The sequence below is a fragment of the Leptospira sanjuanensis genome (assembly GCF_022267375.1).
GTDB classification, from domain to species: Bacteria; Spirochaetota; Leptospiria; order Leptospirales; family Leptospiraceae; genus Leptospira; species Leptospira sanjuanensis.
This window is the reverse complement of record NZ_JAIZBH010000001.1, coordinates 623995-649193: the sequence shown is the minus strand read 5'-3', so window position 1 is coordinate 649193 and position 25199 is coordinate 623995. Positions and strand designations below refer to the sequence as shown.

Annotated in this window: 21 protein-coding genes and 2 pseudogenes; 9 read left to right on the top strand and 14 right to left on the bottom strand. The window is 41.9% G+C overall.

Going from position 1 to position 25199, the window contains the following annotated elements; translation table 11 throughout:
• Window positions 1-125: 125 nt before the first annotated feature.
• Complete coding sequence (locus LFX17_RS03055; protein ID WP_238728847.1) at window positions 126-677, bottom strand: GNAT family N-acetyltransferase; 552 nt, start codon at window positions 675-677, stop codon at window positions 126-128.
• On the opposite strand from LFX17_RS03055, the pseudogene LFX17_RS03050 reads away from it, so the two are divergent.
• From LFX17_RS03050 to LFX17_RS03035, 4 genes and pseudogenes are all read left to right on the top strand, one after another.
• Window positions 678-877 (top strand): annotated as a pseudogene (locus LFX17_RS03050) (hypothetical protein); the annotation flags it as partial.
• Between the two features lie 32 nt (window positions 878-909).
• Window positions 910-1170 carry an RNA recognition motif domain-containing protein gene (locus tag LFX17_RS03045; RefSeq protein WP_238728845.1) on the top strand — a complete coding sequence of 87 codons (261 nt, stop codon included), beginning with the start codon at window positions 910-912 and terminating at the stop codon, window positions 1168-1170.
• A gap of 463 nt (window positions 1171-1633) precedes the next feature.
• Window positions 1634-2674, top strand: a complete 1041-nt coding sequence (locus LFX17_RS03040; RefSeq protein ID WP_406600691.1) for a hypothetical protein — start codon at window positions 1634-1636, stop codon at window positions 2672-2674.
• Entirely contained in the window at window positions 2659-3654 is a 996-nt protein-coding gene (locus LFX17_RS03035) for a hypothetical protein (protein ID WP_238731488.1), read from the top strand. The genes LFX17_RS03040 and LFX17_RS03035 overlap by 16 nt, the downstream gene beginning before the upstream one ends.
• Before the next feature lie 118 nt (window positions 3655-3772).
• Here LFX17_RS03035 and LFX17_RS03030 read toward each other — a convergent pair whose 3' ends face one another.
• Both LFX17_RS03030 and LFX17_RS03025 read right to left on the bottom strand, forming a co-directional pair.
• A complete protein-coding gene (locus tag LFX17_RS03030) occupies window positions 3773-4567 on the bottom strand; it encodes a hypothetical protein (protein ID WP_238744957.1) in 795 nt (264 codons plus the stop codon).
• Window positions 4554-5057, bottom strand: coding sequence for a hypothetical protein (locus LFX17_RS03025; protein ID WP_238744955.1), 504 nt, complete (start codon window positions 5055-5057; stop codon window positions 4554-4556). The genes LFX17_RS03030 and LFX17_RS03025 overlap by 14 nt, the downstream gene beginning before the upstream one ends.
• Between LFX17_RS03025 and LFX17_RS03020 the strand changes: the two are divergent.
• Window positions 5047-5580: pseudogene (locus LFX17_RS03020) on the top strand (integrase core domain-containing protein); the annotation flags it as partial. The gene LFX17_RS03025 and the pseudogene LFX17_RS03020 overlap by 11 nt on opposite strands.
• Before the next feature lie 236 nt (window positions 5581-5816).
• On the opposite strand, the gene LFX17_RS03015 reads toward LFX17_RS03020, so the two are convergent.
• From LFX17_RS03015 to LFX17_RS02990, 6 genes are all read right to left on the bottom strand, one after another.
• Window positions 5817-6266, bottom strand: a complete 450-nt coding sequence (locus LFX17_RS03015; protein ID WP_238728837.1) for a hypothetical protein — start codon at window positions 6264-6266, stop codon at window positions 5817-5819.
• Between the two features lie 16 nt (window positions 6267-6282).
• Window positions 6283-8139, bottom strand: a complete 1857-nt coding sequence (locus LFX17_RS03010) for a hypothetical protein (protein WP_238728836.1) — start codon at window positions 8137-8139, stop codon at window positions 6283-6285.
• Window positions 8140-8183: 44 nt separating this feature from the next.
• Window positions 8184-8717, bottom strand: a complete 534-nt coding sequence (locus LFX17_RS03005) for a leucine-rich repeat domain-containing protein (protein WP_238744953.1) — start codon at window positions 8715-8717, stop codon at window positions 8184-8186.
• The gene (locus LFX17_RS03000) at window positions 8714-15346 is read right to left on the bottom strand and encodes a TIGR04388 family protein (RefSeq protein WP_238744951.1); all 6633 of its coding nucleotides are present in this window, start codon (window positions 15344-15346) and stop codon (window positions 8714-8716) included. Before LFX17_RS03000 ends, LFX17_RS03005 begins: the two co-directional genes overlap by 4 nt.
• Window positions 15343-15915 carry a hypothetical protein gene (locus LFX17_RS02995; RefSeq protein ID WP_238744949.1) on the bottom strand — a complete coding sequence of 191 codons (573 nt, stop codon included), beginning with the start codon at window positions 15913-15915 and terminating at the stop codon, window positions 15343-15345. Before LFX17_RS02995 ends, LFX17_RS03000 begins: the two co-directional genes overlap by 4 nt.
• Before the next feature lie 149 nt (window positions 15916-16064).
• Window positions 16065-16427 (bottom strand): LIC_10907 family protein, encoded by a 363-nt coding sequence (locus LFX17_RS02990; protein ID WP_238744947.1) that lies wholly within the window; start codon window positions 16425-16427, stop codon window positions 16065-16067.
• A gap of 244 nt (window positions 16428-16671) precedes the next feature.
• Here LFX17_RS02990 and LFX17_RS02985 point away from each other — a divergent pair, with 244 nt between their 5' ends.
• Complete coding sequence (locus LFX17_RS02985; protein WP_238744946.1) at window positions 16672-17124, top strand: XRE family transcriptional regulator; 453 nt, start codon at window positions 16672-16674, stop codon at window positions 17122-17124.
• On the opposite strand, the gene LFX17_RS02980 is transcribed toward LFX17_RS02985, so the two are convergent.
• Complete coding sequence (locus LFX17_RS02980; RefSeq protein WP_238744944.1) at window positions 17117-18022, bottom strand: LIC10906 family membrane protein; 906 nt, start codon at window positions 18020-18022, stop codon at window positions 17117-17119. The genes LFX17_RS02985 and LFX17_RS02980 overlap by 8 nt on opposite strands.
• Window positions 18023-18490: 468 nt before the next feature.
• Here LFX17_RS02980 and LFX17_RS02975 point away from each other — a divergent pair, with 468 nt between their 5' ends.
• Window positions 18491-18898, top strand: a complete 408-nt coding sequence (locus LFX17_RS02975) for a transcriptional regulator (RefSeq protein ID WP_238744942.1) — start codon at window positions 18491-18493, stop codon at window positions 18896-18898.
• On the opposite strand, the gene LFX17_RS02970 is transcribed toward LFX17_RS02975, so the two are convergent.
• From LFX17_RS02970 to LFX17_RS02955, 4 genes are all read right to left on the bottom strand, one after another.
• Window positions 18890-19804 carry an LIC10906 family membrane protein gene (locus LFX17_RS02970; protein ID WP_238744940.1) on the bottom strand — a complete coding sequence of 305 codons (915 nt, stop codon included), beginning with the start codon at window positions 19802-19804 and terminating at the stop codon, window positions 18890-18892. The genes LFX17_RS02975 and LFX17_RS02970 overlap by 9 nt on opposite strands.
• A 370-nt stretch (window positions 19805-20174) precedes the next feature.
• On the bottom strand, window positions 20175-21134 hold the full coding sequence (locus LFX17_RS02965) for an esterase/lipase family protein (protein ID WP_238728816.1): 960 nt from the start codon (window positions 21132-21134) through the stop codon (window positions 20175-20177).
• 174 nt (window positions 21135-21308) lie between these two features.
• Window positions 21309-21704: a peptide-methionine (R)-S-oxide reductase MsrB gene (gene msrB / locus LFX17_RS02960; protein WP_238731486.1), complete on the bottom strand. Its 396-nt coding sequence runs from the start codon at window positions 21702-21704 to the stop codon at window positions 21309-21311.
• A gap of 262 nt (window positions 21705-21966) precedes the next feature.
• Window positions 21967-22581 (bottom strand): TetR/AcrR family transcriptional regulator, encoded by a 615-nt coding sequence (locus LFX17_RS02955; RefSeq protein WP_118957555.1) that lies wholly within the window; start codon window positions 22579-22581, stop codon window positions 21967-21969.
• Window positions 22582-22803: 222 nt separating this feature from the next.
• Between LFX17_RS02955 and LFX17_RS02950 the strand changes: the two genes are divergently transcribed.
• Together LFX17_RS02950 and LFX17_RS02945 are read left to right on the top strand one after the other, a co-directional pair.
• A complete protein-coding gene (locus tag LFX17_RS02950; protein WP_238744938.1) occupies window positions 22804-23664 on the top strand; it encodes an acyl-CoA thioesterase in 861 nt (286 codons plus the stop codon).
• 40 nt (window positions 23665-23704) lie between these two features.
• Window positions 23705-25030, top strand: a complete 1326-nt coding sequence (locus tag LFX17_RS02945; protein ID WP_238728809.1) for a thiolase family protein — start codon at window positions 23705-23707, stop codon at window positions 25028-25030.
• The last annotated feature ends 169 nt before the right edge of the window (window positions 25031-25199 follow it).

Here is a 25199-nt window from a genome sequence, read left to right as displayed (position 1 = left end):
TTTGGCAAGAAAAAAATCAGGACGTAAAAAGAAATTTTGAAGGAGTTCCCACAAATTCAGAGTTCGTTCGGAAAAATTACGAAGGAGTTCCCACACTTTCCGGGAGGAACGGGAGAATTCTCCCGTTAAAAGGTCGGAACTGCGGCGTTTCCCCATTCGGAACGGGACGCCTGATACAGAACGTGTTTGGAAAGGATATGTTCGGTCGGAAGATTCGGATGTTGAAAAACGCCGACTTCTTTCATACCGATGCGTTTCATCACGGCTTGGGACCTTACGTTTAGGATCGAAGTAAACGAAACGACCTTGGGAAATCGCAGACGGGTAAATCCGTATTCCAAACAAGCCGATGCGGCCTCGGTCGCAAAACCCCGATTCCAAAAAGAAGAATTCAATCTCCAGCCGATTTCCACGGCGGGCGTAAAGGAAGCTTGGAAGGAAACGTTTAAAAATCCGGTAAATCCGACCCATTCTCCCGTCCCTTTTGTCTCGACGATCCAAAGGCCGAATCCGAATTCTTCGAAATGGGCTCGCATCTTCTCGACAAATCGTTCCGAATCTTCGCGGGTCAAAAGCGCGGGAAAATATTCCATCACGGTCGGATCCGAACTCATTCGATAAAACGGCTCCAAATCTTTTTCTTCCCATTCTCGTAGAATCAGTCTTTCGGTTTTCATTTTAGATCGACGTATGCGATAAATTTAGTATTGCCAAAGCAAATTCAGCCGATATTCTTGACAAAGAACTCCAGTTATTCAATCGATTTTCTAACTTCTAAACGTAGTCCTATCTTAAAGTTTGCTCTTCTTTCTAAGTCCTGCATCTCTAAAATTCTTCTACTTCCTTTCGGGGAAACGCTGTTTTTAAATCAAGATAACTTGATCTAATTTATAACGACACGAGGAACATATGTCAGTTAATATTTATGTAGGAAATCTTTCTTACGATCTCAACGAAGGAACGTTAGGCGATCTTTTCAGAGCGCACGGCGCGGTAAATTCCGTAAAAATCATCACCGACCAATACTCCGGAAAATCCAAAGGTTTCGGTTTCGTCGAAATGTCGAACAGGGAAGAAGCGGACAAAGCGATCAAAGATTTGGACGGAAAAAACGTTCTTACCCGCAATCTGAAAGTAAACGTCGCAAAACCGAAAGGCGATAGATTCTAATTTAAGAATTCATCAGTTTCGATCGATGCGATCGTATCGGCCGTCTTTGGAAGGGAAACCTTCAAAGGCGGCTTTTTTGTTTTTGGGGGGAATTGGTGTTCCATAGGAAGAACTCAAAGCAATCGAGTCTCGTAAAAAATAGGGGCATCGATTCAACTTTCGAATGCGATTTTGTAGCCGATTGATCGGTTTCATAATTTGAACATTGAAGGTAACTCCCAGTTAGAAAGAGGAAACTGTAAACATAAAATAAAGGGGCTTCAATCGTAATGCACGATTCACTTAAGTGGCATTATTCTCGCAAAAGGATTCATATTGTCTGGCTTTAATAAATAAACTTCTCAAATTCTTTCAAAGAAATTTTAATGCTAAAACATAGGCGTTCAAAAAAAATAGTATAATTAGTCTGACGGGATGATTAGCAACTTTTTACCAACAAGTCATTATGCAAAACTTAATTTCTATATTCAATAAAACTAAGATACTGTTAAACTCCAGGGCGAATCCTTTTATATTTAGCCCAGTTCTTTCAGCGATTTCATTATTAGCAATATTCTTTTGTTTCAGTCGATCTTTTCTTCAATCGATCGGATACACGCAAAACGTTACATTGTCTTTATTATCTCCTAATCCTTGTTATTCCAATGTTCATGAATATAAACGTTGCATTTCGAATATTTTCAATCCCGTAGAATATTCTAATCATCTTGCTCAGTTAACGAATTCCTCTTTAGCCAAAGTCAGCGTGGATAAAGAAATTTTGAGCCTGATTGGAGACAACACTGTGGACACTTACCCATGGGAACTCTCGGAAATCGAAAAACATCATCTAAATTGGAAATCGAGACCCACATTTCAGTCTTATATTTCCTATACACCTTGGATCGATTTACAGAATAACGCTTTTTGGAATTCTGTAGACAAACCGAAGTTTATCCTTTGGAACACCGAATTCGGAATTGAAAGCATTGATAATAGGTATATCTTTAACGATGAGCCAATTTCCATATTCGGAATCTTAGCCAGTTACAAACCGGTAATTCAAAAAAATCCGCATATACTTTTACGGCTAAGAAATAATCCGCTCACTTTGAATCGAACTCCAAAACCTGCTTTTGAAGAAAAATTGGAAATTTCTTCGGGTAAATTCAACGAGGAAATTCCCGTGCCGATTGTTGATAAGGATTGTATATTGAGAGTCAAGATCGATTTTAAATACTCTATAAAAGGTCATCTAAAGAATTTCTTATATAAATCGGACGCACAAGGAATTTTATTTAATATAAACGGATCAGAAAAGAAATTCTTTAGATTGGTGCCTAAAAACTCAATATCCGGAATATGGATTAACCCGCTAATCACTAAGTTAGATGTCGATACCTTAGATATCGAAAATATACTTAAGATGGAACACAAAGTAAAATCCTTTATGCTAATGACGGAAGATAAAAAGATGTTTAAGGGATTTCGATATCAATGGGAACAAATATGCAAAAAATTATAGAACGACACGATCTTAAAAAAAAGATTCGATATACGTTGATCTTTCTGTTGTCTGTCATTATTTATTTGTTCTCAATACATCGAATCGGCGCTCCAATACAGTCCGGATTGGATGAATCTTATGTAATTGCAATAAATAAATATTTCGCAAATTTAGAGTATGCACGAACGCAGATATTTTTCTCCTATGGCCCATTAGGGTTCTTAGTTGTCCCCTTGCCAATCGGTTCTAACATAATGATCTCAACTTTATTTTGGAACAGCTTTCTTTTCTTTTTTATCCTTTCTTCTTTCAGTATTGTTCTGTTAAGGATCAATAAACCTAATTTATTGATCGCTTTGATGCAAATTTTGTTATGCACTTGGATAGTGAATGCAAGCGAAATAAGGTTCATCCCCTTTCTTTTGGTGAGTAATCTATTAATTCTCGACAAATTTGTATTCAAAGATGAAAAGTATTTTTTTATTTTGTCAGCCTTGTTTATCGGAGTCCTTGGATATTTTATAGGAAGTTATTTCGTGGCAATGTTCGGCTATTTTTTTCCTTTATTTATATCAAGCCTCTTGAAAAAGCAATGGAAAAAAATAATGATTTTTGCTCTATTCCTGCTTCTAAATTTATTTCTTTTTCGATTTCTTATTTATCGAGATTTTAATATAATAAATAATTTAATTTCAATTCTCGAATTTTCAATGGGTAATAGTTATAGCATGACGATAGGGGCGGATACGTTTTCTTGGGGATTACTACTTTTATGTATAATTCCCTTTTTTCTATTTCTTTTATTTAGAAAACCTGAAGTCTCTTATTATATCTTAATTTCCCTTGTTCCACTTTTTCTTATTTTTAAATATGCCTTTACAAGAATCGATCATCTATCTCAATTCTTTAATTTTTTTGCAGCTGTCCTTGTGAATATGATGATTCTTGCATTGAGTAAATTGTCGGAACAGGCGAATACTGAACAGACTGCGACTTAATAAGCGAACGTCCTAAATGTAGTTACCCCACTTAAAAGAAAGTGTCTTAAAAGTTTCATGTCGGTTAACTATAGTGAACCGGATGCCTATTTTTCACTTGGAATGTGCTCCTCACATACTATAATAAGAGCGATGCTGATATAATTAAACAAAATGTTCCATATGCTATGGCGATAATTAATTTCTTTTTTCTTGGGATATTTCTAGTACGATCAGGTAACATTAAAAGAATTAGCATTGAACCGACACCACCGAAAAATGCAAAACTAATAAATAATAAACGCCAATGAAGGTCCGGGTATTTGTCTGAATGAATGTTTTCGAGATCTTGATATTCTTTAAAGATTTCGAATAGCGATATATTCCGTTTTAGAGCCTTGTCTCCTTGAATTAGTTGGATATATCCTTGATATCCATTTTTATCTTGATAACACCCCTCGTTTTCATATTCAACATAATTCACTCCTTTTGAATGTATTTTAGTTCTGCGTATGAACACGACTTTTGATTCTAAATTTTGTAAACCGATCAAAAAAGTATAACGAGAATGATCAATTGGATTTTCGACTAACATAACAACCAACGGAGCATCGTTTAATGAAAAATCTCCTCTATTCCTTGGGATAAGCCCAAACGCACATTCAGAAAATTCCGTAAGTGATTTTTCAAAATTAGGAGAGTTTCCTTTTTCAATTTCATACAATGTAATGTTAGATACGGATAAGTTTTTCTGAAAAGAGTAATCTAACGTAAGATCAAACAATTCTGGCGTCTCTTTGTCCCAAATTACATAGGAAATCACTTTAGAATTCTTAGGTAATATTACCTTTGAACAATTAAAAAGAGAGTAATGCCCTGCTACTATGATAATTAAAAATGCAAAATATTGAATGTATTTTTTATTCATTTTCATTCTGAATTTTCTTGTCCCATTTACTTATTGTCCATTGTGGATATCCTTGGCCTGATCCTGGAGTTACTGTTACTCCTATCTTACCAGGTATAGTAGGAAGCGCTTTTGCCCCCCCTAAAGATGCAGAAACCTTAGAACGATTATAAAAATTAAAATCTACCGAAGCTACGCCTAAACCAACATTCATTCCTAAATCGAACGAAAAATCTTTCGATTTAATATTTTGTGCTAGTCCATCTACCTTACCCTCAGTATATGAAATACCACCACCTAAGCCAAAAGAAATTCCGGCGTCCCAAGAAACAGTGGTTCTACCAGTATGATCTGTTATTTCCGTTTTAGTCAAATTCGGGCCAACACCCAAGACGGCAGAAAAATTCAAAATTGAATAACCGATTTCACCAGGTTTGATAGCTACGTGTCCCGGGCTTTTAGAATCATTGGAAACGTTAGCTACTTGATTATTTTCTTTTGTCCCTATGACAGCCAATTTTAAAGAGATCTTTCGTGTCGTTTTCTTTTTACATGTTGGAACAAGAGAAATCCTTCACTTTGATATTCATACAAAGCCGACTACAAATTGGATGAAACGAGTCTTGAAGTGTGCGATTCGAAAACAAACAAGATCGGGGAAGAGGATTCAATATTTCTTGTCTGACAACGATTCTCTGTTTGGAAAGAAATTTTCCGATTATTTAGAACGGATCGGTATCAAACACAAAAAGACTTCGATTCGATCTCCTTGGCAAAACTGCTATGCAGAACGTTGGGTAAAGACTTGTAGAAATGAGTTCTTGAATTTCTTTATTCCGATCAATCAATATCATTTGGAAAAGAAATTGGAAGAGTTTATCCACTTTTACAATCATCATCGCACACATCTTGCGTTGAACAAGGATTCACCGGTTCCTTCTCCGATTTTAAAACCGCCGAAAGACGGAAAAGGAAAACTCATTTCCACTCCCGTTCTCGGCGGGCTTTACCATACTTATCATTACGAAAACGTTGCCTAACGTTTCCGTTGTGAGCGTTTTGAAAACTCGTCTTGAAAACGAGTTCGCTGGCTCACGTCCTGACTTTTCTTTCGTTTCCGAAAATTGATTCAAAGATCGTGAAATTCGACTTTTGGAATGCGATTTCAGAATCCAAAACCCCGATTTGAGATTAAAACTAAGTCAATATCAAATCAGAGTTTCGTTATATTAGAAAAATATCCGCAAGGTTAGTTTTTGCGAGGCTCAATATAGTTTCACGGATTTAGAGACTCGCATTTTTCTACGAAATCTTTTTTTCCATATTTATTTTCAGGATCGTAATAAAATCGAAAACAATCAGAATTCATATTTCCTTTTTGATTAACATACATTTTGTATTTTTTTCCATTGATTAATGCTAAAGGTCCAATGTGAGTTTTATGTTGATAATCATTAGGATGCAATTCTCCATATTTTATATTATAGCCTGTATATCGATTCAACGAAAGAAAAATCTCCCAATAAGTTTTTTCATCCCCATAAAGAATTATTCCATCAATACCTGTCTCTTTCCCTTTTGATGGATGAAAATGAAAGATCAAATCTTTACCCTGATATTCTAATGTTAAATCGATTTCCGGTGCATAATTTCCATCCGAAATACCAAAGAAGCACGACAAATTTAAAAGGCAAAAAATAAGAATCGAAAGCTTTAATCGTTTCATATCTATTACACCTTATTCAATGGCTATATTTTTTAAAAATATTTTCCTTAAACTGATTTGAAAATTGATCTGCATTCTGCTCATTGTAGACTCGTTCCTCATTGTAATATTTCATGTTGGGATTTCCTAATAAATCCGATACTCCTAATTTTTCATAAGTTTTATAATTTTCAGTGCTCAAAGTTCCGTTATAGGTTGTATTATGATCAAAACCGGCATGGACCCAATCGCTAATCCCTCTCAAAGTATGAGTACTACTATTCTGGTCCTGATACACATGAAAATACTCATGACTCAAGACTTGAGCCCTTTTTTCAAAACCGTATCTAATTTCGCTAGCCGGCTTATAATCAACCTTTGTTAAACCATTAGCATAAATAGAATTGCCAACTTGAAGTGCATTCTCACCGGGTATACCCATGATTCGATTTTTCAAATCATTCACTAATCCTAATAATACTCCTGGTTTTTGATGCACCGATACTTCATCTACCATGGAGCCAAAGGTTTGTCTTAACGTCTCCTTTTCATACGCTGTTACATGGAAGGATTCTCTACCCAATTTCTGATTTTCAAAGGAGTTCAAACCGTCTTTGTATAAAGTTTTCATGTGTTCATCGTATTGTGACTTTGACAATGACAAACCTCCTAAATTATGCAATTGTATTTGCATTTCAGCATCTTGAGCTTTGGAAATCTTACCAACGTTTGCATTTAGCCATTCACCAGCCGCCTGTCTTGCATCTGCACTACCACTTCGCATTAATGTAAGCGCTGAATCAAAATCTTGCGGTTTGTTACCCAATACAGTCGTTTTAAACCAATCGGAAGCAGTACTTAGCATGGATTTATTTTCTGGACCATCAATTCCATATCGAGGCGCGTCCCCATTTGGTCCATAGGATTCAGAAATTGTTCGAGTCTGAACATAACTGTTGTCTCCAGTCGCCCCATATCCACCCATTGCCGGCATCATCACAACCTTGTCTGGGCCAAAACCAAGAGCATTCTTAGCACCATCCCAAGCATCACCCAACGCACCTTTCGCTGAGTTCAAAACGTGGTCAAGGATGCTTTCATTCTCTCTTCTCACCCCTGCACCAGCAATCGTCGCTGCACCTTGTTCAGCGTTATTTTTGTTTTGAGCGGCCTTCGATTCTGCTTTCGCTTCTGCATCCAGAATCGCTGTCGCCTGTTCCTTACTCAAACCTTGCGATTGAAGTTCTTCAATCTCACCTTGTTTGGAAACAAAGTCGGCCTTCCATTTGTCATTTAGAAAGTTCGTGTTTGCTTGAAAGCCTCCGGATTGACTCCAGCTTCCTGCGGTCACTCCACCGGATGCAGTAACCGACGCCGATACTCCGTCTCTTTGATTCCAGCTTAAACTTCCACCGGCTCCTTGCATTTTGTTAGCAAGTGAATCTTTCGGTTTGTCTTTGTCTCCCGGCGCTTCGTATCCGATGCTTCCTCCGACTCCTGCTTTTTCACTCCAACTCAGTCCTGCGTTGACTCCATTGCTGAAACTTTTGCTTAAGCTCGCCCCGAATCCGTCTCCTTCATTGTAGCTGAGCGCCAATCCCGTTCCGCTCTTGGAAGTAAATCCAGCGTTGACACTCGTACTTCCTGTCTTGCTGTTGTAGCTGAGTCCTGCGTTAAACCCGCCTTTGGTTAAGCCTAAGTCTACCGTCGTTCCGCCTCGTTCCGAGATTCCTACACTTACAGTCGCAGGGCCGTATCCCACTCCGACGGATGCTCTTGGCGAATTTCTCTCCGCTTTCGCTCCGAGAAACCGCGCTCTCCGCTTCAATCTGCAATGCAACATTTCAGTCTTTCCGTATATTCCAAAGTAAGAATGTTTAAAAACATATTGCATTGCAGTATTTCCGCTACGATCGCTTTCGCAGTTGTAAAACAAAATCACTCACTGGTCGACACATTGGCCTTTAATCCTTTTCTCAGTTTTTTCAGTCCTTGTGCGGAAAAATGCGTACCGGACAGCTCTAACGTTTTCAGTTGTTTCATTTTCAACAAATGAGGAATGCATCCATCATCGATCGCTTCAATTTCATATAAGTAAAGGGTTTTTATTGATGTACTTTTAGAAATGTATTCAATTCCTTTGTTCGTAATTTTAGTTCGTCCCAAAGTTAAATCATCCAACTTTGGGAGTGCAGAAATCTGTTTCAATCCTTCATCTGTAACTTTAGAATCTTCTAAATTCAATGTTTGCAAATTAGGAAACACAGAAAGGTATTGCATTCCTTCATCCGTCATTTCTTTCATTCTTAAACTTTCAATCTTTTCGGGTTCCATGTCTAATTTATATTTTTTGAAGTCAGGACTGATGGAACTGTAATACTCATATGCTTTTTCTTTCAGACTCTTTTCCGCAAAAATCCCCATAGTTCCCGCCAAACATATAATTAAAATCGTTATCAACTTCTTTTTCATTTTTTTCCTCCAGTTAATAAATCTATTACTTTACCTTTGTAATAGCTTGTATAGTCAAAAGCAGGTAACCCCTGGGATTGTCTCACCTCCGGACCAAAGGTCACACCTTTGATAAACCCGCGATGCGTTTCAGCGTTATCTACTTTTGTGTGCTTATGGTATGCCGGAGCTGACAACATTCCAAACCTCGGGCTATTCTTGTCATTGTCGATCGACACAGCCATGTTTCCTGTAATTCCAGTGTATGCGATTGGGGTTCCATACGGCAGTGGAGTCCCCTTTTGAAAAGCGTTATATGCTACATCCGGCATTTGATTCATCACATGGCGATGATGTTCTATGATTTCTTTTCCATTGATCACGGTCCGAGTTGTAATTTCGTTACCGCCTAATTTCATTTTCGTTATATCTGTAATTTTAAACGTACCACCATCCGGTCCCCAAACAGACTGTGCGGATGCTTTTGCAGCATGATAATCACCGGACATGATCCCATTGAGGTTATCCGTATGCATTTCAACCTTAGTCCAAGGAGATGTTACTCTTTCGTTTGGATTCGTTGGAATCAATTTACTATCAGCTCCAGTTGCTTCCGTTCTGTAATACAATTTTCCACTTTCTTTATTCAAGATCAAATTACCTCCGCTAACTCCGGATTCAAGTTCCATATTGATTAGCTTTTTATGATATTTTGGATCCATACTTACATCCACTTCATTGAATTTAACTCCCTCAATTACGCCCTTCCTCAAATACGGATTCTCACTTCTTTGTTTGTCTAAGTAACTGGATATTGCATCCTCACCAACTCTCAAGTGACGATCTGCTGGATTTTCTGCATAACCAGCGCCAATCGGCATCATCACAACCTTGTCCGGACCAAACGCATTCTTCACCCCATCCCAAGCTGCAGACGCAACGCCCTTGACGCCATCCCAAGCACTGGACGCAGCTCCAACCACGCTGTCGATCGCTCCGTCAATCTTGTTTCCAACCCAATTCAATCCACCGTCTAACGCGTCGCTCGCTTTGTTCAAGATGTGATCCAGGATTCCATCCTCTCGTCTCTGTGTTTCAACCCCTGCAGCGGCGATAGCTGCGGCTCCAGATTCCGCGTTGTTTTTGTTTTGAGCCCCTCTGGAAGCAGCCTGCGCATCTGCGTCTTCTTTTGCCTTTCCGGAAACAAAGTCGGCCTTCCATTTGTCATTTAGAAAGTTCGTGTTTGCTTGAAAGCCTCCGGATTGACTCCAGCTTCCTGCGGTCACTCCACCGGATGCAGTAACCGACGCCGATACTCCGTCTCTTTGATTCCAGCTTAAACTTCCACCGGCTCCTTGCATTTTGTTAGCAAGTGAATCTTTCGGTTTGTCTTTGTCTCCCGGTGCTTCGTATCCGATGCTTCCTCCGACTCCTGCTTTTTCACTCCAGCTCAGTCCTGCGTTGACTCCATTGCTGAAGCTTTTGCTTAAGCTCGCTCCGAATCCGTCTCCTTCGTTGTAGCTGAGCGCCAATCCCGTTCCGCTCTTGGAAGTAAATCCAGCGTTGACACTCGTACTTCCTGTCTTGCTGTTGTAGCTGAGTCCTGCGTTAAACCCGCCTTTGGTTAAGCCTAAGTCTACCGTCGTTCCGCCACGTTCCGAGATTCCTACACTCACAGTCGCAGGGCCGTATCCCACTCCGACGGATGCTCCGAATCCATTCTCTGCCGAGTAGCTAAGACCGACCGTCACAGCTCCTCCTGTAAAGCTTCGGACCGCTGCTCCTGCCGCTCCGCCGACGGCTCCGACTAATGCGCCTTTCAGTCCTCCGCTGGCCGCTCCGGTCGCCGCCCCAAGCCCCGCGTTCACCGCCATAGCGATGGCAAGACTTGCTCCTCCGGTAAACGGAGCGGCTGCAACCGCTGCGACCGTCGTCACCATCTGAAACGTCTGGCTTTGATACCATTGTTCCTTAGGCTTGTTCATCTTGTCCATCTGGCTTGAAATCAGCCATTCAGGAAGTCCTGTCGCTTTGGAGATCGCGCTGTTGATCGTAGCTTTCTCAAACGCTTTCACCGCGTCCTTCATGCTTCCACCGCCCACAAGCGCCCCTACGAAAGAAGCGGGAAGTCCAGTCGCTTCCGCAACCGCTCCCGTGATGCGGCTTTGTGCTTCGCTCCTTACGGCCTGTGTGAATCGTTGGCCCATACTTCCGCTTCCGCCGTTCATTCCGTTTAGGATGGTAAAGATAAAGCCTTTGCTTTCTTTCTCCGCGTCATTTGCCTTCGCTTTCGCGGCAATGCGTGCTTCGATATCTTCTTGGTATTGGGAATATTTGTTGTTTACGTTCGAGAGTTCTTGTCCCGCGTATTTAGTCCCCGTTCCCTTCAGCTTGAAGTTGTAACCCAAGTTCTCGATTTGAAATCCCGATACTACGATCAAGTCTTGAGAACCGTAGCTGATCTCCACGGGAATCCCTTTGATGTTCACCGTACCTTTGAGTTCGCGGCTTCCCGTATATGCTCCGTTGCCGGTAAGAATCCCTCCGAACATCTCCCCGCTCAATCTCTGAAAAACGTTTCCTCTTGCGGAGATTGTTCCTTCCTCAAAACTGTATTTAGAAGCTTCCTGATGATAGTCTTTCAAACCGGTCATCGTCGGTTGGAACGTTTGTTTAAAATTCGGCTCCAAACCTTGGAACATCGACAATATGCTGTCCCGATTTTCAGCGTATTGTTTCTCTTGTTCGGTTTGAATCTCCTGATTCTGTGTATATTCTCCTTTTACTTCCTGCGTTTTGTCGCTGAATTGTGCGAACATGGTTTCGACGTTCTTTTGAAGATCGTCGATATATGCTTTGAGGTTGGCTACCGCCTGCGCGTTGAAGGATCCGTTCGGATCCAACATATCCACGCTTAGGTTCCCCGGATTAAACTTCGTTTGAATTCGAATATATTGATATTCTAATTCGGGAGAATAACTTCCCTTCGTCATCGCGTTCCCGTCGATCACGATCTCTCCGCTGTAAATCTGGCGATACGCGCTGATGCCGTCGCCGTCTACTCGGAACTCATACCCGGAATCTCTCAGATATTTGTAGGATTCTCCGTTCTGCAAAGCATCAAGCAATGTCTTCTGCAGGTTTGCGCTACGTTCCTCGTTATCTTTTTGAAGCTTTTTGGAATAATCGTCCAAATATTTCGAGACGGCGCTATTGGCCGCGAGATTCATCGCCTGACCGCCGCCTTGCAGCAGCGTTTGCAATGCCGCCAAATCGTTGTTATTCGTCACAAGCGAATTCATGTGAGAAAGTAGCTCGTTCGCTTTTTCTTGTTTTTCCGCGAGTTCCTTCTCTTGTGCGAGAATCGCCTGCGTGACCGCGTTCGAGCTGATCGTTTGCGGAAGATTCCCTTGAATTGCCGCAATCATCTCTTGCAGCCCATCCAAAAGCCCGCCGGATATATCACGATTTGCTAATTCTTGAGATTCCTCTAAAAGTTTTTCAATCTTTTCTCTGCTTTCGCTACCTTGTTGATTCAGACTCTGCGCTGTTTGCAACATTCCTTGGATTTGATTGTAACTCGCTCCCTCGGAAAGAATACCCTCGACCGTGTTTTTACCGTCTTGGATCTGTTTGGTGAGTTGTGCGCTCGACTGAAAGTTCTTGTTAAGCAGGCTGTCCCTGTAATTCAGAAAGGATTCTCTCGTATGATTCAATCCTCGTTCGCTCACGGAATCGGTGATCTCGTCTCCGAGTGTATGGTATTTTTTCTTTAAAAATCCGAGAGCGTTGTTCTTTTCGCGCAACGCCGCGGTCATGTAATACGAGGATTCGTCGAATTTCCCTTCACTCTTTGCTTTTTCCGAAAGTTCCTGAAACCGTTCCGATTTCTCAAAATATTCGCCCGCTTGTTTCAAAAAATCGCGTTCTTCATCCACGACTTCCGTCTGTAAGGTTGTAGCTAAAGCGATGTCGTCTCTAAATTCTGTAAACTGCGTGATCTTCGTCTGACTTAGATTCGTTCTGCCATTAAAGTTAAAACCGCCGTTGGTTCCGTTGATTTCATCCTGCCAAAACGTTTGGTTTTGTGAATAACCGCTCGCTTGATTCGCAATCGAATTGATTTCGATATTGTCTACGATGTAGGCGCCGTTTCCATAGATTGTTTGTGCAAGCGCGTTGATCCGGTTGCTCGCATTCAATTCTGCGGTTTTGTAAGCTTCGCTTCTACCGAAAGAATCCGCGATGCTCTGCGAAAGATTGGCCCCTTGTTGGTTCCAAGTCGTTTGGTTTTGCTGATTGACGAGCGCTTGCTGTATGAGATTTCCCGCAGCGGAATATTGATACGAATCCACTAAGGAATTCGCAGCGTTGTAAAGATTGGTGGTATTTGTTTCCGAACTCGTGATTTGGTTCTGAAGCTGACCCGCAAGAACGATCGCATTGGATTGGAACTGAGCCTCTCCGTTCGACCCGGAAATCGCCGAGCTCATGCTGTCTTTTGCCGCGAGATACCAGTTCAATTCCGCTTGTTGAAAAATCGAAATCGTGTCGGCCCAAGTTTCTTGTCCGCTTCTGAATTGGCTGCTTGCATTATCCGCGCTTCCCTCAATGCCCGCGATCTGAAATCCGTAAACGTCGGTGACCCAGTTCCCGCGTGCCGCCTTCATCTGTGCGATTTGCTGATCGTAATTCTGAATCGTACTTTGTTTTGTTTGTTCCAGCTCCACGAGCTTCGCTTCGTATTCGGTTTCGTATTGAGCCGATCGCGCTTCCCAATCTTTCAGAGGATTTACAAGGCTTAAAAATGTGGTGGAAATGTTCGTGAATTGAGAGGAAAGATTCGCCCAAAAATTCTGATTCGCTTGCATCGCACTATCGATGTATTTGTATTTCGTCTGAATCTGAACCTGATTGTTCGTTCCGAGTGCGCTATACCAATTGGAGGAAGTTAGAGCGCTTCCTCCTAAATACACCTTTGTTTCCAGTGCAATCGGAGTGGAACCTCCGAGTGCGTTCCCCGCTTGAGAAGACTGGGCAAAATCTACATTAAAGTTTCCTAAAATTGCATTACGAATCGCGTTGTTGTTCGCGATTTGTTGTTGATTAAACGATTCTGCGACGGAAAGGGAATATGTGTTGTCGACTACCCAAGATAAATCGTAACTATTGCAAACTAAAACTCCCGCCTCGGAGCAAAGAACTCCTCCGTTTGTATAGGCTCCATGTCCGCCCCAGCAAACACCGCCGGCATCCAATCCGTTACACACAACCTGATTATGACCTTCGCTGCGAGACGCGCTGCTGTTGTTCGAAACCGCGGGATTGCTGACCAACACGCTCTGAAATCCCCCGCTTGTCGCCGCCCAACCGTAAACGTTCCCGTCGACTCCGTACGTCACAGCTTGAGAACCTGCAGGTTGTCCGAAACACCAGTTTGATCCGCTTCCGGATGTATGATCGCAACTCAAATTCGCCGTTCCCACTTCTTTAGAAAAATCGAACGTTTGTGTCGCGTATGTTTCCTGCCACTTCTGAATGTTCCAATAGTCGGCTTTCGCGCTTGCGTTCGAAATCTGATTTTGGAAAAAAGTTCCGAGCGCCTCGGCGAGAGTTCCGAGAGATGCGTTCGAATCTAAAGCGTTTTGAAGAGTATCCAGCAGAGAGTCCATCTCTTCAAACACTGCATTCAAACTTGGATCGCTCGAGGCGCTCGACTTCAACAGGTTTTCCTGAGCGCGAATGGAAAGGATTGTATTATGAAGACCGGTTCGAACTCCGTTCTGAGCGTCCTGAATCAGCTGCTTGTTTGCAAGCCACTGTGTCTTGGTTTGTTCGATTCCATTCAAATACGCTAATTTATCGTTTTCTAAACCGGAAATCGCGGTATTCCACTGAAGAATTCCATCCTGAATTCCATTCAAAGAATTCTGCTCCCAAGCCGATTGTTGTGCGAGTAAATTCTGCCACTTCGTATCCCAAGCCTGAACTCCTTGATAGTAACTCTGAGCCGCTTGAGCGGGCGAAACTTCCTGAGTCGCGGGAGCCGCCGTCGTCGATTGAACCGTAGGGTCCACCGTATTCACGGCGGTCGTATTCGAAGAAGTGACGTTGTTCGAAGTATTCTGCGAAAGAACATTCAAAAACGATTGTAGTTCCGTTTGCACAAAGGCGGCCGCATCCGCAAGCCATTGACTCTTTGCTTGTTGTTTTTGAAGTTCCAACTGAGCACGGACCGCTTGTTGATAAACCGAAACGTCGTTCACCGCATCGCTCGCCGTAACGGAATTGACGATCGCGTCGATCTCCGCGTTCACTTGCGCTTCCCAAGCGGCTTCCACCGTTTGTTCTCCACCGTTTAGAATGTTCATAAAGGAAGATTGATCCGTTTGCAATCGCGCTGAATCCACATACGGTTGAAGATCCGCGCCGCTGAACGCTCGTGTCGAGTTCAGTTGAGGAGTCGATTGCGCACCGAGCGAGGAAAACTCGGAAAACGGAACTGCGAACGTAACTAAGAAGGTGAGGATTAAAACCGCCGAAGAGAATCGTTCCCAAAAGCGGAAGCGTCGATTGGCAATGTAAAGAGACGAATTAAGCTGAAAAGAATCGGAGACGACTCTGGAACGAGAAGAAGAAATGAACTTCATACAAACACCTGCTTAAAAGAATGATGAGGCGGACCATCCGAACGAATCGCATAGTAACGCATCAGTTTTCGATTGATTGATTGAGAAAAAGAAAAACGGAGGATGGGTAATTCCGACCCCAACAAGAATGAGAGCGGATCACTTAGATATGCTACTTGAAATGAAAGATAATTTCGCTTTGATTTGGAGATTACAAATTTGAAAATCAAGTCCTTATCTTCTTCCGGTAGTAAAACATCGAAAAACAAAAATCGTTTTAACCAAGAAGATTGATAGGGCTCCCAATATGGGAGATTTGTTCGAAACAATTCATGCGAAAGAATGTTGAAAATGGAAGATCGAACAAATGCAATCGATCTTAAATCATCCTCGAATCTAAAATCCAAGACAGAAAGAGCGGACTGTTCCCGATACTGAATATTCCGAAAATGTTCTTCCTGCCAGCCTTTTCGAGCGATCCGGGCTTCCATCGCCACATTGTGCTCAAAAGTAGTTGATTTTTGAGCAGAAAGATTCTGTTGATCATAAGATTCAAATGACGCTTCGGTAATGACGGAAGTTGCCCTCAACTCATGAAATGAAATTCCGCCAAAGAGCAATAATACGCATATTACCGAATAATACTTCAAAATTCTTTGCCTTTAATTACAATTACAACTTACGTAACGAACTTAAATCGCCTTTTTTGACAACGTATTTAAGAAATTCAACAATTTATTCAATGTCTTCCGTTTTCTTTAAAATTATTATCCACCTGACCACGCAACCGCTCCAACTCATCTTTGATATATAAATTTTCGCGTTCGACGATCCCTAACCGCATTTCTTTTTCTAAAAGCTTTGCTTGTAGATTCATTTTTTCGGAAAATACGAGCTTTAGCTCTCGTCGAGTCCAATCATATTTACGTTGCAAAATTCGTTTTTTAAGAATCAATCTGCGTAGAAAAATTTCTAATCTAAGCTCTTTCGGAGGTTTTTTCTTATGACTTCTCCAGGAAATTGCTTGTTGAATGCTATTTGCAAGAGCGGGCAAAGTCCCTAAAGCATGTTCAAGTTCATAATAATCATACCATTTCAACATTTTGAATTTGTGCTTCCGCGATATAATGCTCTTCCAATTATCTAATGAATCCCTCGGTTACAGATTGATAAAAACCGGAGAATCAATTTCAAAATTCTTAATATTTTGTTTGATTTAAAAATTACTGTTATTTTTTTATAACTTCTTTTTAAATTGCAAATTTAAAGTATATTTATAAAAATCATATTTCTGAATTCCGAAATAAAAATACTTACCATGGAGATCCTGTTTCATTTTGTGATATATGTCAAATAAAATAATCACAATTCCATTAGAAAGCATCGATTTTTCCACGCCCGGAAAAAGGCTTCGCTATGCGATCAAAAACATCTTAGCGATGAATGATGAAGATTTTGCGATTTCGATTGGAAAATCGCAAAACTACATCAGCTATATCTGCAACGATAAACGGCCGCTTTTGGATAAAATCGCCGCCGAAATAGAGTCGATTCATCATATCTCCGGGCTTTGGCTTACCAAAGGCAAAGGTTATCCCGAAGTAAAAAATGCCACCGAAGATAGCTCTGAAACGGTGGAAAAAATGAAAAAACGGGATTTCCTTTGGAATAAAATATCGAACGATAAAGCGGAAGAAATCCTTATCGCTTTCTTTAAGCACGTTCCGCCCGATACTAGAAATTTAATTTATCAGATGATCCAAGCCGTCTCAAAAAGTAAGGCAAGCGGTTCTACCTAAAATACTTTCCGAATTTTTTCGAAAGTATTTTCGCCCTCTTTTCGACGGAAAGTTCACCAGTTTGAACTGCGAGATTGTAATCTTGTATTAGAATCTGCTTCGTGATTTCTTCCTTTTCCTTTGAACTCTTTTGTATGAATCTCATCGGATCCAATTTTTCCATGAGCTTTAGAAAACCGCTCGAAGCGACTCGGTTGATCAAAGGTAGATCAACACCCGTATAAACCCCTGCCTTAATTTCAAAAGCATCATAGTGTAAAATTGCGACTGCCCATAAAACGGAAGCAACAACCAATCCGATCGAAGAAAGATAGGGTTTAAATATCCCCATCAAAGGTAGAAAATAAACGAACACCATTGTAATCGGCATAGCGAGGATAGCCCCAAGCAAAACCAAAAACAATCTCACCTTAAAGTCGCCGCGCTGAACGATCATTTTACGAAGAACGGCGTAAATCGATAAAAGCATCCAAAACGAGCAAAAAACCACAAGAGCGTGATAATTTAAATTAAAATCGAAAACGAAATACTGAGGATTCTTCAGTTCAGCCATCTCATGAAAGAGACAAGCGTACGTAAAATAGCTCAATCCCAAAAACCCTAAGATCAAGATCCAAGCGGGAATCTTCTTATCCGGCTGCCCGATCTTTGCACAAAGAATGTATAAAGTAAACGGTGAAAAAGCCATGGGCAGAAAGGTAATATTCAGTGCATAACTCCTATATTCAAGAGGAAGAAGAATTCTTAAACCTTGAATGAGTAGCCAAACGAACATGAACGAATTAAAAACGAGAAATATAGATTGAGTTCTTTGTCTTGGCTTTAATCGAAAGACGTAAACGCCTAAAAGCAAATGCAATAGGCCGGTGAAAATGGGGATCAGAATATTTGGATTCACTAATTTAACTCTTGAAACTGTTTTACTTTTGATTGTTGATTTTCGCTTTTATCGGAAGATCCGAATATTTTTTCGCAATTTGGTTTTGCATAGATTGCATTATCTTAAATTTGCGATTCCATCTCTTTAACTTTCAAATCGCATTTTGCAAGGGCTTGCGGGTGGAATGAACGAGGAAGTATCAATAACTAAAAAAAAGTGAATCATCGAGAGAAAATAATGAACCGTCGATCGCATAAAACTTGTAGTGGAATCAACTTCTCCGTTTCCTCTGCCGACTAAACCCTTTCTCCTTGCTGGTAATGACAACAAGTATGGATGCAATAAAGCCGAAATAAAAAAGTATATCTTTTAGGTTGCTTTTTGGCCGGTTTTTTGATTATATAGAAATATTGAAACCCTTCTGGCATGATATAAGTATTATTTTAATACTATTGTCAATAAAAAAGTATTACTTTCGGACTTATTTTGAACGAACAAAAAGAACGACTAAAAATCATCATTTCCAAGTTCAAAGGGAATCAACGGGAATTTGGTTTTACCATCGGTAAGTCTAAACAAACGATTAGCGGCTGGCTTAGCGGGAGATTTCCAGTTCCGGAGGATGCTGCAATCACTATAGAAATGGTTCATGGTTATAGGCGTGAATGGATTCTAAGAGGAGAGATGCCATCCAAAGTTTCGCACAAAGGACTTCAGGCAAAAATTGCCAGCATCGACACTGAAGTCGCACTTCTCAGAAAAATCGCGTCCAATAGAAAACTTCAGGATATCATCGAAATTCTAACAACCCTTTCCAAAAGAGAATTAGAAATCGCTTACAGATTGATCGAAAGCCTAACCGATAAAGACACTAAGACCAATTCATTATCGTAAATGATTGGCATACACCCTGGCTAAAATCAGAGCGCGATCCTTCGCCGTCAATTGATGATCTTTGGAAAGTTCGTTGTTGTGGATGAGAATCTGCAATGCGATCTTTCTCTTTCGCTTTAATTCCTGTTCGGAATAATATTCGGGATCAAAAATTTTCATCATAGTTATAAATACGGGTTTAGTGAATCTATGAAACCAAGGAAGCTTAGGTTCAATTAAGCTAAAGGCGGGGATCCTAAATCCGTTGCAATTTAGAATCGCGATGGACCAAATTAATATTCCGATAATACAGCCGATCGCGGCTTGACCACGTGAAAAAACGGCTTTCATCGTCGGGTTATACCATATCAACGCTATGGAAATTAAGGGAGGAATTAACCCCAAGAGCATCAAAATAGAAGCCGTTCTTGTTTTACCTCGAGTCGTCCTGGCCCGAATTCCGAACCGCCCGATCGCAATCGTAGAAGCGACTAACGCGTGCACTATTACGGCAACGTAAACCCAAGAAAAATGAAAACGCAAAGGCTCGCCTTCTTTCGAGACCATTGTCAGAACTTGAAAGGTCGCGCCTTTATAAAAAAAATAAGTCACTAAAGCAATATGAGGATAAAGTATATAACGGTTCGGCTTCCTATGATACGATTCGGAAATGAGAAAAATCAAAAAAGGAGCCGGCACACTGATCGCAAAACCCAAATTAATCAAAGGTACAAAATAGGCATGAGGCGTAAAAGGCCTTATAATAAAAGATAAAAACCATAAACCCAAACAGAAAGTCAAAAGGCTAAAGTGAATCTGAACGGCTTTACGTGGTTTTGGATAAGCCACATAAAGCCCGAGAGAAATAAAAAAAAGCACTGCAGTCAAATTTAGAAATACGATAGGATCCAAGAAACCGGATGGCATGATCTTATTCGAGATGTAAAGCGTAATAGTAAGACCTTGATCTTACATTCAGGTTCTTACATGTTTGCATATTTGATACGCAACTCTCAATCCATTCGTCCCGCCTAAAAAGTATAATATTTTTAGAGCAAAGACTAAATCCATTGTTTCGGAAGAAGATAAATAAGTCAAAAATTTTACAGGTCGAAATAAAGGTTTCTCGAATGAGGAAAAACTTTTACAATGCACAAACTTCGTAGAACGAACCAAATAGAATGTCTCCGCAAATTTTTAATGAGCAGGTTGAGACAGATCGATCGTAAAATCAAAGGCGGCTTTTTTTGTTTTTGGGGGGATGTCAGGTTTATAAAACCTGACATTTCGTTTCGTATTAACGTTTCTTCTTTTTAACCGGAACTTTTTTCTTTGCAACGGGTTTAGAGACTTTCGAAGCCAAAGAAACCGACTTCTTCGCATGCGCTTTTTTCTTAGGAGCTTGTTTTGCAGATTTGGAAGATCCGGGCTTTGGAGAAGAGGATTGGGAAACGTTCGACGAACCTCGGTCGCCTAAACCTTGTTTTACGGAACCGCTTTCCTGTTTGACCGACTCCACTTTTCTAACGACCGGCTTCGGATCCTTATTCTCCTCGGCGGTGATGAGATCGAACAAACACTCGATTCCCAACGGTCCCATAAACAAATTGAGATGACCCGCTTCGGGAAGTTCCACGTCGTCGAAATGACCCAAGCGAGAATTTTCGGAAGGAAGAATAATCTGATCCTTCTTCGTAAAAACGGATTGCACGTTAGGCAGCTTCTCGAAAACGTCGCCGACTTCCCGGATGAATTTCGAATTCGGCATCATCTGCCAGCAGCAAATGAACATAGGAGCCGCGTACGCGAGATACGTTCCGCGAACGGGAGTTCCGGCGATAAAGATCTTCTTAACGCGGTCTCTTCCTTTATACGTAAGACCTGCGGAAATCAGCCCGCCCATCGAATGAGCTACGATGTAGCAGTCCTTAATGTCCTTTTCGATCAGATAATTTTCGAGAATCCTGCTTTTGGTTCGAATGTTCCCGACTTGAAACCCGAGAGGAACAACGTAAACAGGATGACCGTTTGCGGAAAGATGTTTGAGCATCGGTTCCCAAGAGAGGGTTCTACCTAAAAACCCCGAAACGAGAACGACCGGACGCTTATCTCCTTCGGGAGAATCTTCCAATTTCGTAAAGATTCCGATGATCGCGTGCCAGAGATAAAGAATCGTATACCATTTTTCCGCTAAGAATTGGAGGAACGGGTTTCGTACGGAGCGATTGTCGGAGACGTATGCGAGATGGTCATTCATGAGGTTACTCCCGGTGGATTCCGGTTTTAGGTATTATTTTCTTCGAGTAACCGCTTGAAAATCAAAAAACGAACGGGAGAATTTTTCCGGGAAGTCGAATGACGGAACGTTCTTCCCTCAAATTCCGTGATTGTGCACAACCGTTCATCGTAGATGTACGGTTTTAGTTCGAGCTTATTCTTTCTTGAATTTTAAAGAAGCTGAATTGATGCAATAACGCAGCCCGGTCGGTCTCGGCCCGTCCGGAAATACGTGGCCCAAATGTCCTCCGCATTTCGAACAAAGAACTTCGACTCGCGTCATTCCGTGACTCGTATCCCTTTCCTCTTCGATCGCTCCTTCCTTTGCGGGTTGATAGAAAGAAGGCCAGCCGGAACCCGATTCGTATTTCGTTTCTGAGGAAAATAAGACCGCGCCGCAAGCCGCGCAAACATACGTTCCTTTATCGTGATTTTTGTAAAGGGCGCCGGTAAACGCCATCTCGGTTCCCTTCTCTCTGAGAATTCTGTATTCTTCGGGTGTAAGTTCTTTCTTCCATTCCTCTTCGGACTTGTTGACTTCGTATTTCATCTTTCCTCCTTTCTTGTTTTTTGAATCGGAATCGCCGTTCGTATCATGACATCCAGCAAATAGAAACGTAACCGCGATGATGGAGTGTAAAATCTTGTTTCTCATACCGGAAGATTCGTTTCGATTCTTGGACTGGTTACTAAAATGGAAAGGATTCGGAATTCTTGATTCTTCGTAAAGCAGCTTTGAAAAACGATTTTGCGGGACAAGACGTCGATTTGGAAATCGTCTTTGAAGGAATTTTCCGCGAGGCGCGGAGAATTTAAAGAATTCTATATTCTTCCGTGATTTCGCGGAGGGAATCTTCCATTTCCCGAATAAACCGAAGTTCGTGGGTCATTCTCCACATCGTTACGGAACCGTGATACGCCATGAGAATTCTTCTAGCGACGTATTGAATGTCCATGTTTCTTTTGAGTTGACCGGAGCCGATCGCCTTTTGCAGATAATCACCGATCATGCGGGTCCATTTGTTTACGATGTCTTTTAAGAATTCGGTGTATTCCGGATCGGAATCCATAACCTGACTCGCAAATCCGGCAAACGGACAACCAACGAATTCACCGTGACGGATTTGTTTTTCCTTAAGAATCACCCAAGCCCGCAGAAATTCTCCGAGGTCGGGATAACGATCCATCAAACCTTGAAGATCGCTGAGAGTTTTCTCTTCCTGACGCGCGAGATAGGCAAGACCCAATTCTTTTTTGGAAGGATAATGATCGTAAAGACTGGCCGCGACGGAATTCGATTCCTGAATGATCTGTCTCATTCCGGTATTGGAAAATCCCTGTTTGTAAAAAAGAGAAGTTGCCGTGTCTAAAATCCTTTCGCGAACTCCGATTCCGGATTCTTTCTTTTTACGAGGTTGAGTTTTCATGATCGAACGCCGTTTATTCCGATTCCTACAAGTTCATTATCCCACTTGAAAATTCTTCTGTCAATGACTTTGAAAGAATAGGATAAAAAAACAGAACGAACGTTCTGTATTTTTTTGTTTGATCTTATTTTAGCTCGGTCTAAACTAGGGTCAGAATCTTCCCAAAGACAAATGTGAGGGAATACAATTTTCGCTCCATTTCGCAATTTACGGAGGGCCGATATGATCGCGGATGAACTTCAACTCGTGACTCGGGTATCCGATCTGGACACACAAAGACATGTGACCAGCAGGACTTATGAGAATTTCTGCCTCGAAGGCAGATTTCGGACTTTGGAAAAGAACGGTTTTTCCCTCAGGGAGATTCTGTCTCAAGGGATCGCAATCCATCCTTTGGAGTCTCAAATTCGATTCCTTGCGCAGCAGATGGAAGGAGCAAATCTGAGAACGGAAACGAAGGCGTTCCCTTTGAAAGACGGTAGAATTTTTTGGGATCAAAAAGTTTTATCGGACGCGGGTATCACCGCGGCCGAGATCAAAACGCTTACGTTTTCGGAAAAAGGAGGAAGCCCGATCGACCTTCTTCCTTTGGAAAAAACGGATATGACCGGCTTCGACCAGTTTCAGGAAATTCCCGATTTTCGGGGAACCTGCAAAACCGTGGACACCGAATTGATCACTCTCTACAGCGAGAGAAACATTTTCGGCGAATACAACCCGGCGTATCTCTGGAGAATCGTCGAGGATTCACGTTGGTTTTTTTCGACCGAAACCGGTTTAACCCTCGATCGTTTCGTGGAAATGGATACCACGATGTTCTTTATGGGCGGCGTTTTTAAATTCTTTCATCCCGTACCCGCGGGAAGAAGAATCAAGGTCAGCACATGGATTCATTCTTTTGAAAAAATCCGGAGCTATATGAGGCATGAAGTTACGGATGCGGAAACCGGTCTGAGATACTTTGCGGTTCAGGACGAACAATTGGTGGTTTCGGTCGCCAAGTCCCGTCCGAAAAAAGCTCCCGAAGAGTTTCAAAGACTCGTAGGCGACTACGTTGAGAATTTTGAATATTCTCAAAAGTGAATATAGGATTTATTAAGAATTTGAAGTCTGGAGAAAGAAAATGAAATTAACGAAACCATTGGCACTTTGTACGCCAAGAAGAACTCCTTTTGCTCAGATCGCGAAAGCTCTGGGACCATACCCTGGACATCACCTGGGGAAAATAGTCGCAGAAGATATTCTCGCTAAAAGCAAATTGAAACCGTCCCAAATCGACGGAGTGGTTGTTGGAGAAGGATTCAGCAACGCGCCTAACTCCGCAAGAGTGATCGCGAACCTCGTCGGAATGAGAGACGAAATCGCTTGTATCACCGTTGCGAACAACTGCGTTTCCGGTATGGAAGCGGTTGCGGAAGCGGCTCGTAGAATCGTTCTCGGTGAGGGAGAATTGTTTCTCGCAATCGGAGAAGAATCTCAAACGTCCATGCCATTTATCGTTAAAAACGCCCGTTTGAACAAAAAAGCGGGATCTCTCGATAAACTCAAAAAACTTCTTCCTGACAACCTTCCCGAAGGCGTCGAGCTCAGAGACACTCTGGAAGACGGACTCGGAGACGGAGAAACTTCGTACGGTATGCAGGTAACTGCCGAGATCGTTGCACAGAACTACGGTCTTTCCCGCGAGATCCAGGATAAACTCGCTTTCGAATCCTTCAAAAGAGCATTAGAAGCTTCTAAAGCCGGAAAATACGCTCCTTACATCATTCCGATGAAAGACGAAGACGGTAACGAACTTGCTATCGACGAAGCGGTCGGTCTTCGTGAAGGTTTGGTGGAAAACCCTACCCGTATGGGACGCGCGATGCTTATGTTCGACAACCCAGGAATGAAGTTCGAAGAATTCAAAACCAAATACGCGAAGGATCTTAAAAAATCCCACGGACCTACGGTTTCCATCTTCAACGCAAGCCCTCGTTCCGATGGAGCTGCGGGTGTGATCGTTACCACCGTTGAAAAAGCGAAAGAACTCGGTCTTACAATCGAAGCGGTCGTAACCGGATGGCACATGAAAGGTGTTCACCCGAACAATATGGGAATCGGGCAAGCTGCCGCTACCGAAGCTTTGTTAAGCGACGTAGGAATCAAGATCCAGGATGTAGATTACGTTGAAATCCACGAGGCGTTTGCCGCGACCGCGGTCGGAGCTCTCGAGCAAATCAAAATGGATACCGGTTGGGATTGGGAAAAATCTTTCGACGCAAAGAAAATCAACCCGAACGGCGGTTCCATCGCGATCGGTCACCCTTTCGGCGCGACCGGAATCCGTCTGATCGCAAACGCGATCATGGACTTGAAAGAGGATTCTTCCGCTAACAAGGTCGTGATCACAGCGTGCGCGCACGGCGGGATCGCGGGATCCATGTTGATCGAAAGATACAAAGGCTGATCGGAACTTTAGATTTTTCTAAAATACGATCGGCTGAGGACGCGGCTGTAATAAGCGTTCTCACGATTTCTAGAAAATCTCCATTCTTTCAAAGGAAGAATAGAGAATCAAAAAAGCCCCGAACGATTCGGGGCTTTTTTATTTAGTAGCGATGAGATTCAATTTCCAG

Bases quoted from the DNA above. Each gene is read 5' to 3' on its own strand.
- LFX17_RS03005 (WP_238744953.1), bottom strand. From the start codon at position 8,717: ATGAAAAAGAAGTTGATAACGATTTTAATTATATGTTTGGCGGGAACT.
- LFX17_RS02950 (WP_238744938.1), top strand. From the start codon at position 22,804: ATGATCGCGGATGAACTTCAACTCGTGACTCGGGTATCCGATCTGGAC.
- LFX17_RS02965 (WP_238728816.1), bottom strand. From the start codon at position 21,134: ATGAATGACCATCTCGCATACGTCTCCGACAATCGCTCCGTACGAAAC.
- LFX17_RS03030 (WP_238744957.1), bottom strand. From the start codon at position 4,567: ATGAAAATGAATAAAAAATACATTCAATATTTTGCATTTTTAATTATC.
- LFX17_RS03035 (WP_238731488.1), top strand. From the start codon at position 2,659: ATGCAAAAAATTATAGAACGACACGATCTTAAAAAAAAGATTCGATAT.
- LFX17_RS02955 (WP_118957555.1), bottom strand. From the start codon at position 22,581: ATGAAAACTCAACCTCGTAAAAAGAAAGAATCCGGAATCGGAGTTCGC.
- LFX17_RS02990 (WP_238744947.1), bottom strand. From the start codon at position 16,427: ATGTTGAAATGGTATGATTATTATGAACTTGAACATGCTTTAGGGACT.
- msrB (WP_238731486.1), bottom strand. From the start codon at position 21,704: ATGAAATACGAAGTCAACAAGTCCGAAGAGGAATGGAAGAAAGAACTT.
- LFX17_RS02970 (WP_238744940.1), bottom strand. From the start codon at position 19,804: ATGCCATCCGGTTTCTTGGATCCTATCGTATTTCTAAATTTGACTGCA.
- LFX17_RS03055 (WP_238728847.1), bottom strand. From the start codon at position 677: ATGAAAACCGAAAGACTGATTCTACGAGAATGGGAAGAAAAAGATTTG.
- LFX17_RS02945 (WP_238728809.1), top strand. From the start codon at position 23,705: ATGAAATTAACGAAACCATTGGCACTTTGTACGCCAAGAAGAACTCCT.
- LFX17_RS03045 (WP_238728845.1), top strand. From the start codon at position 910: ATGTCAGTTAATATTTATGTAGGAAATCTTTCTTACGATCTCAACGAA.
- LFX17_RS03000 (WP_238744951.1), bottom strand. From the start codon at position 15,346: ATGAAGTTCATTTCTTCTTCTCGTTCCAGAGTCGTCTCCGATTCTTTT.
- LFX17_RS03010 (WP_238728836.1), bottom strand. From the start codon at position 8,139: ATGCAATATGTTTTTAAACATTCTTACTTTGGAATATACGGAAAGACT.
- LFX17_RS02985 (WP_238744946.1), top strand. From the start codon at position 16,672: ATGTCAAATAAAATAATCACAATTCCATTAGAAAGCATCGATTTTTCC.
- LFX17_RS03015 (WP_238728837.1), bottom strand. From the start codon at position 6,266: ATGAAACGATTAAAGCTTTCGATTCTTATTTTTTGCCTTTTAAATTTG.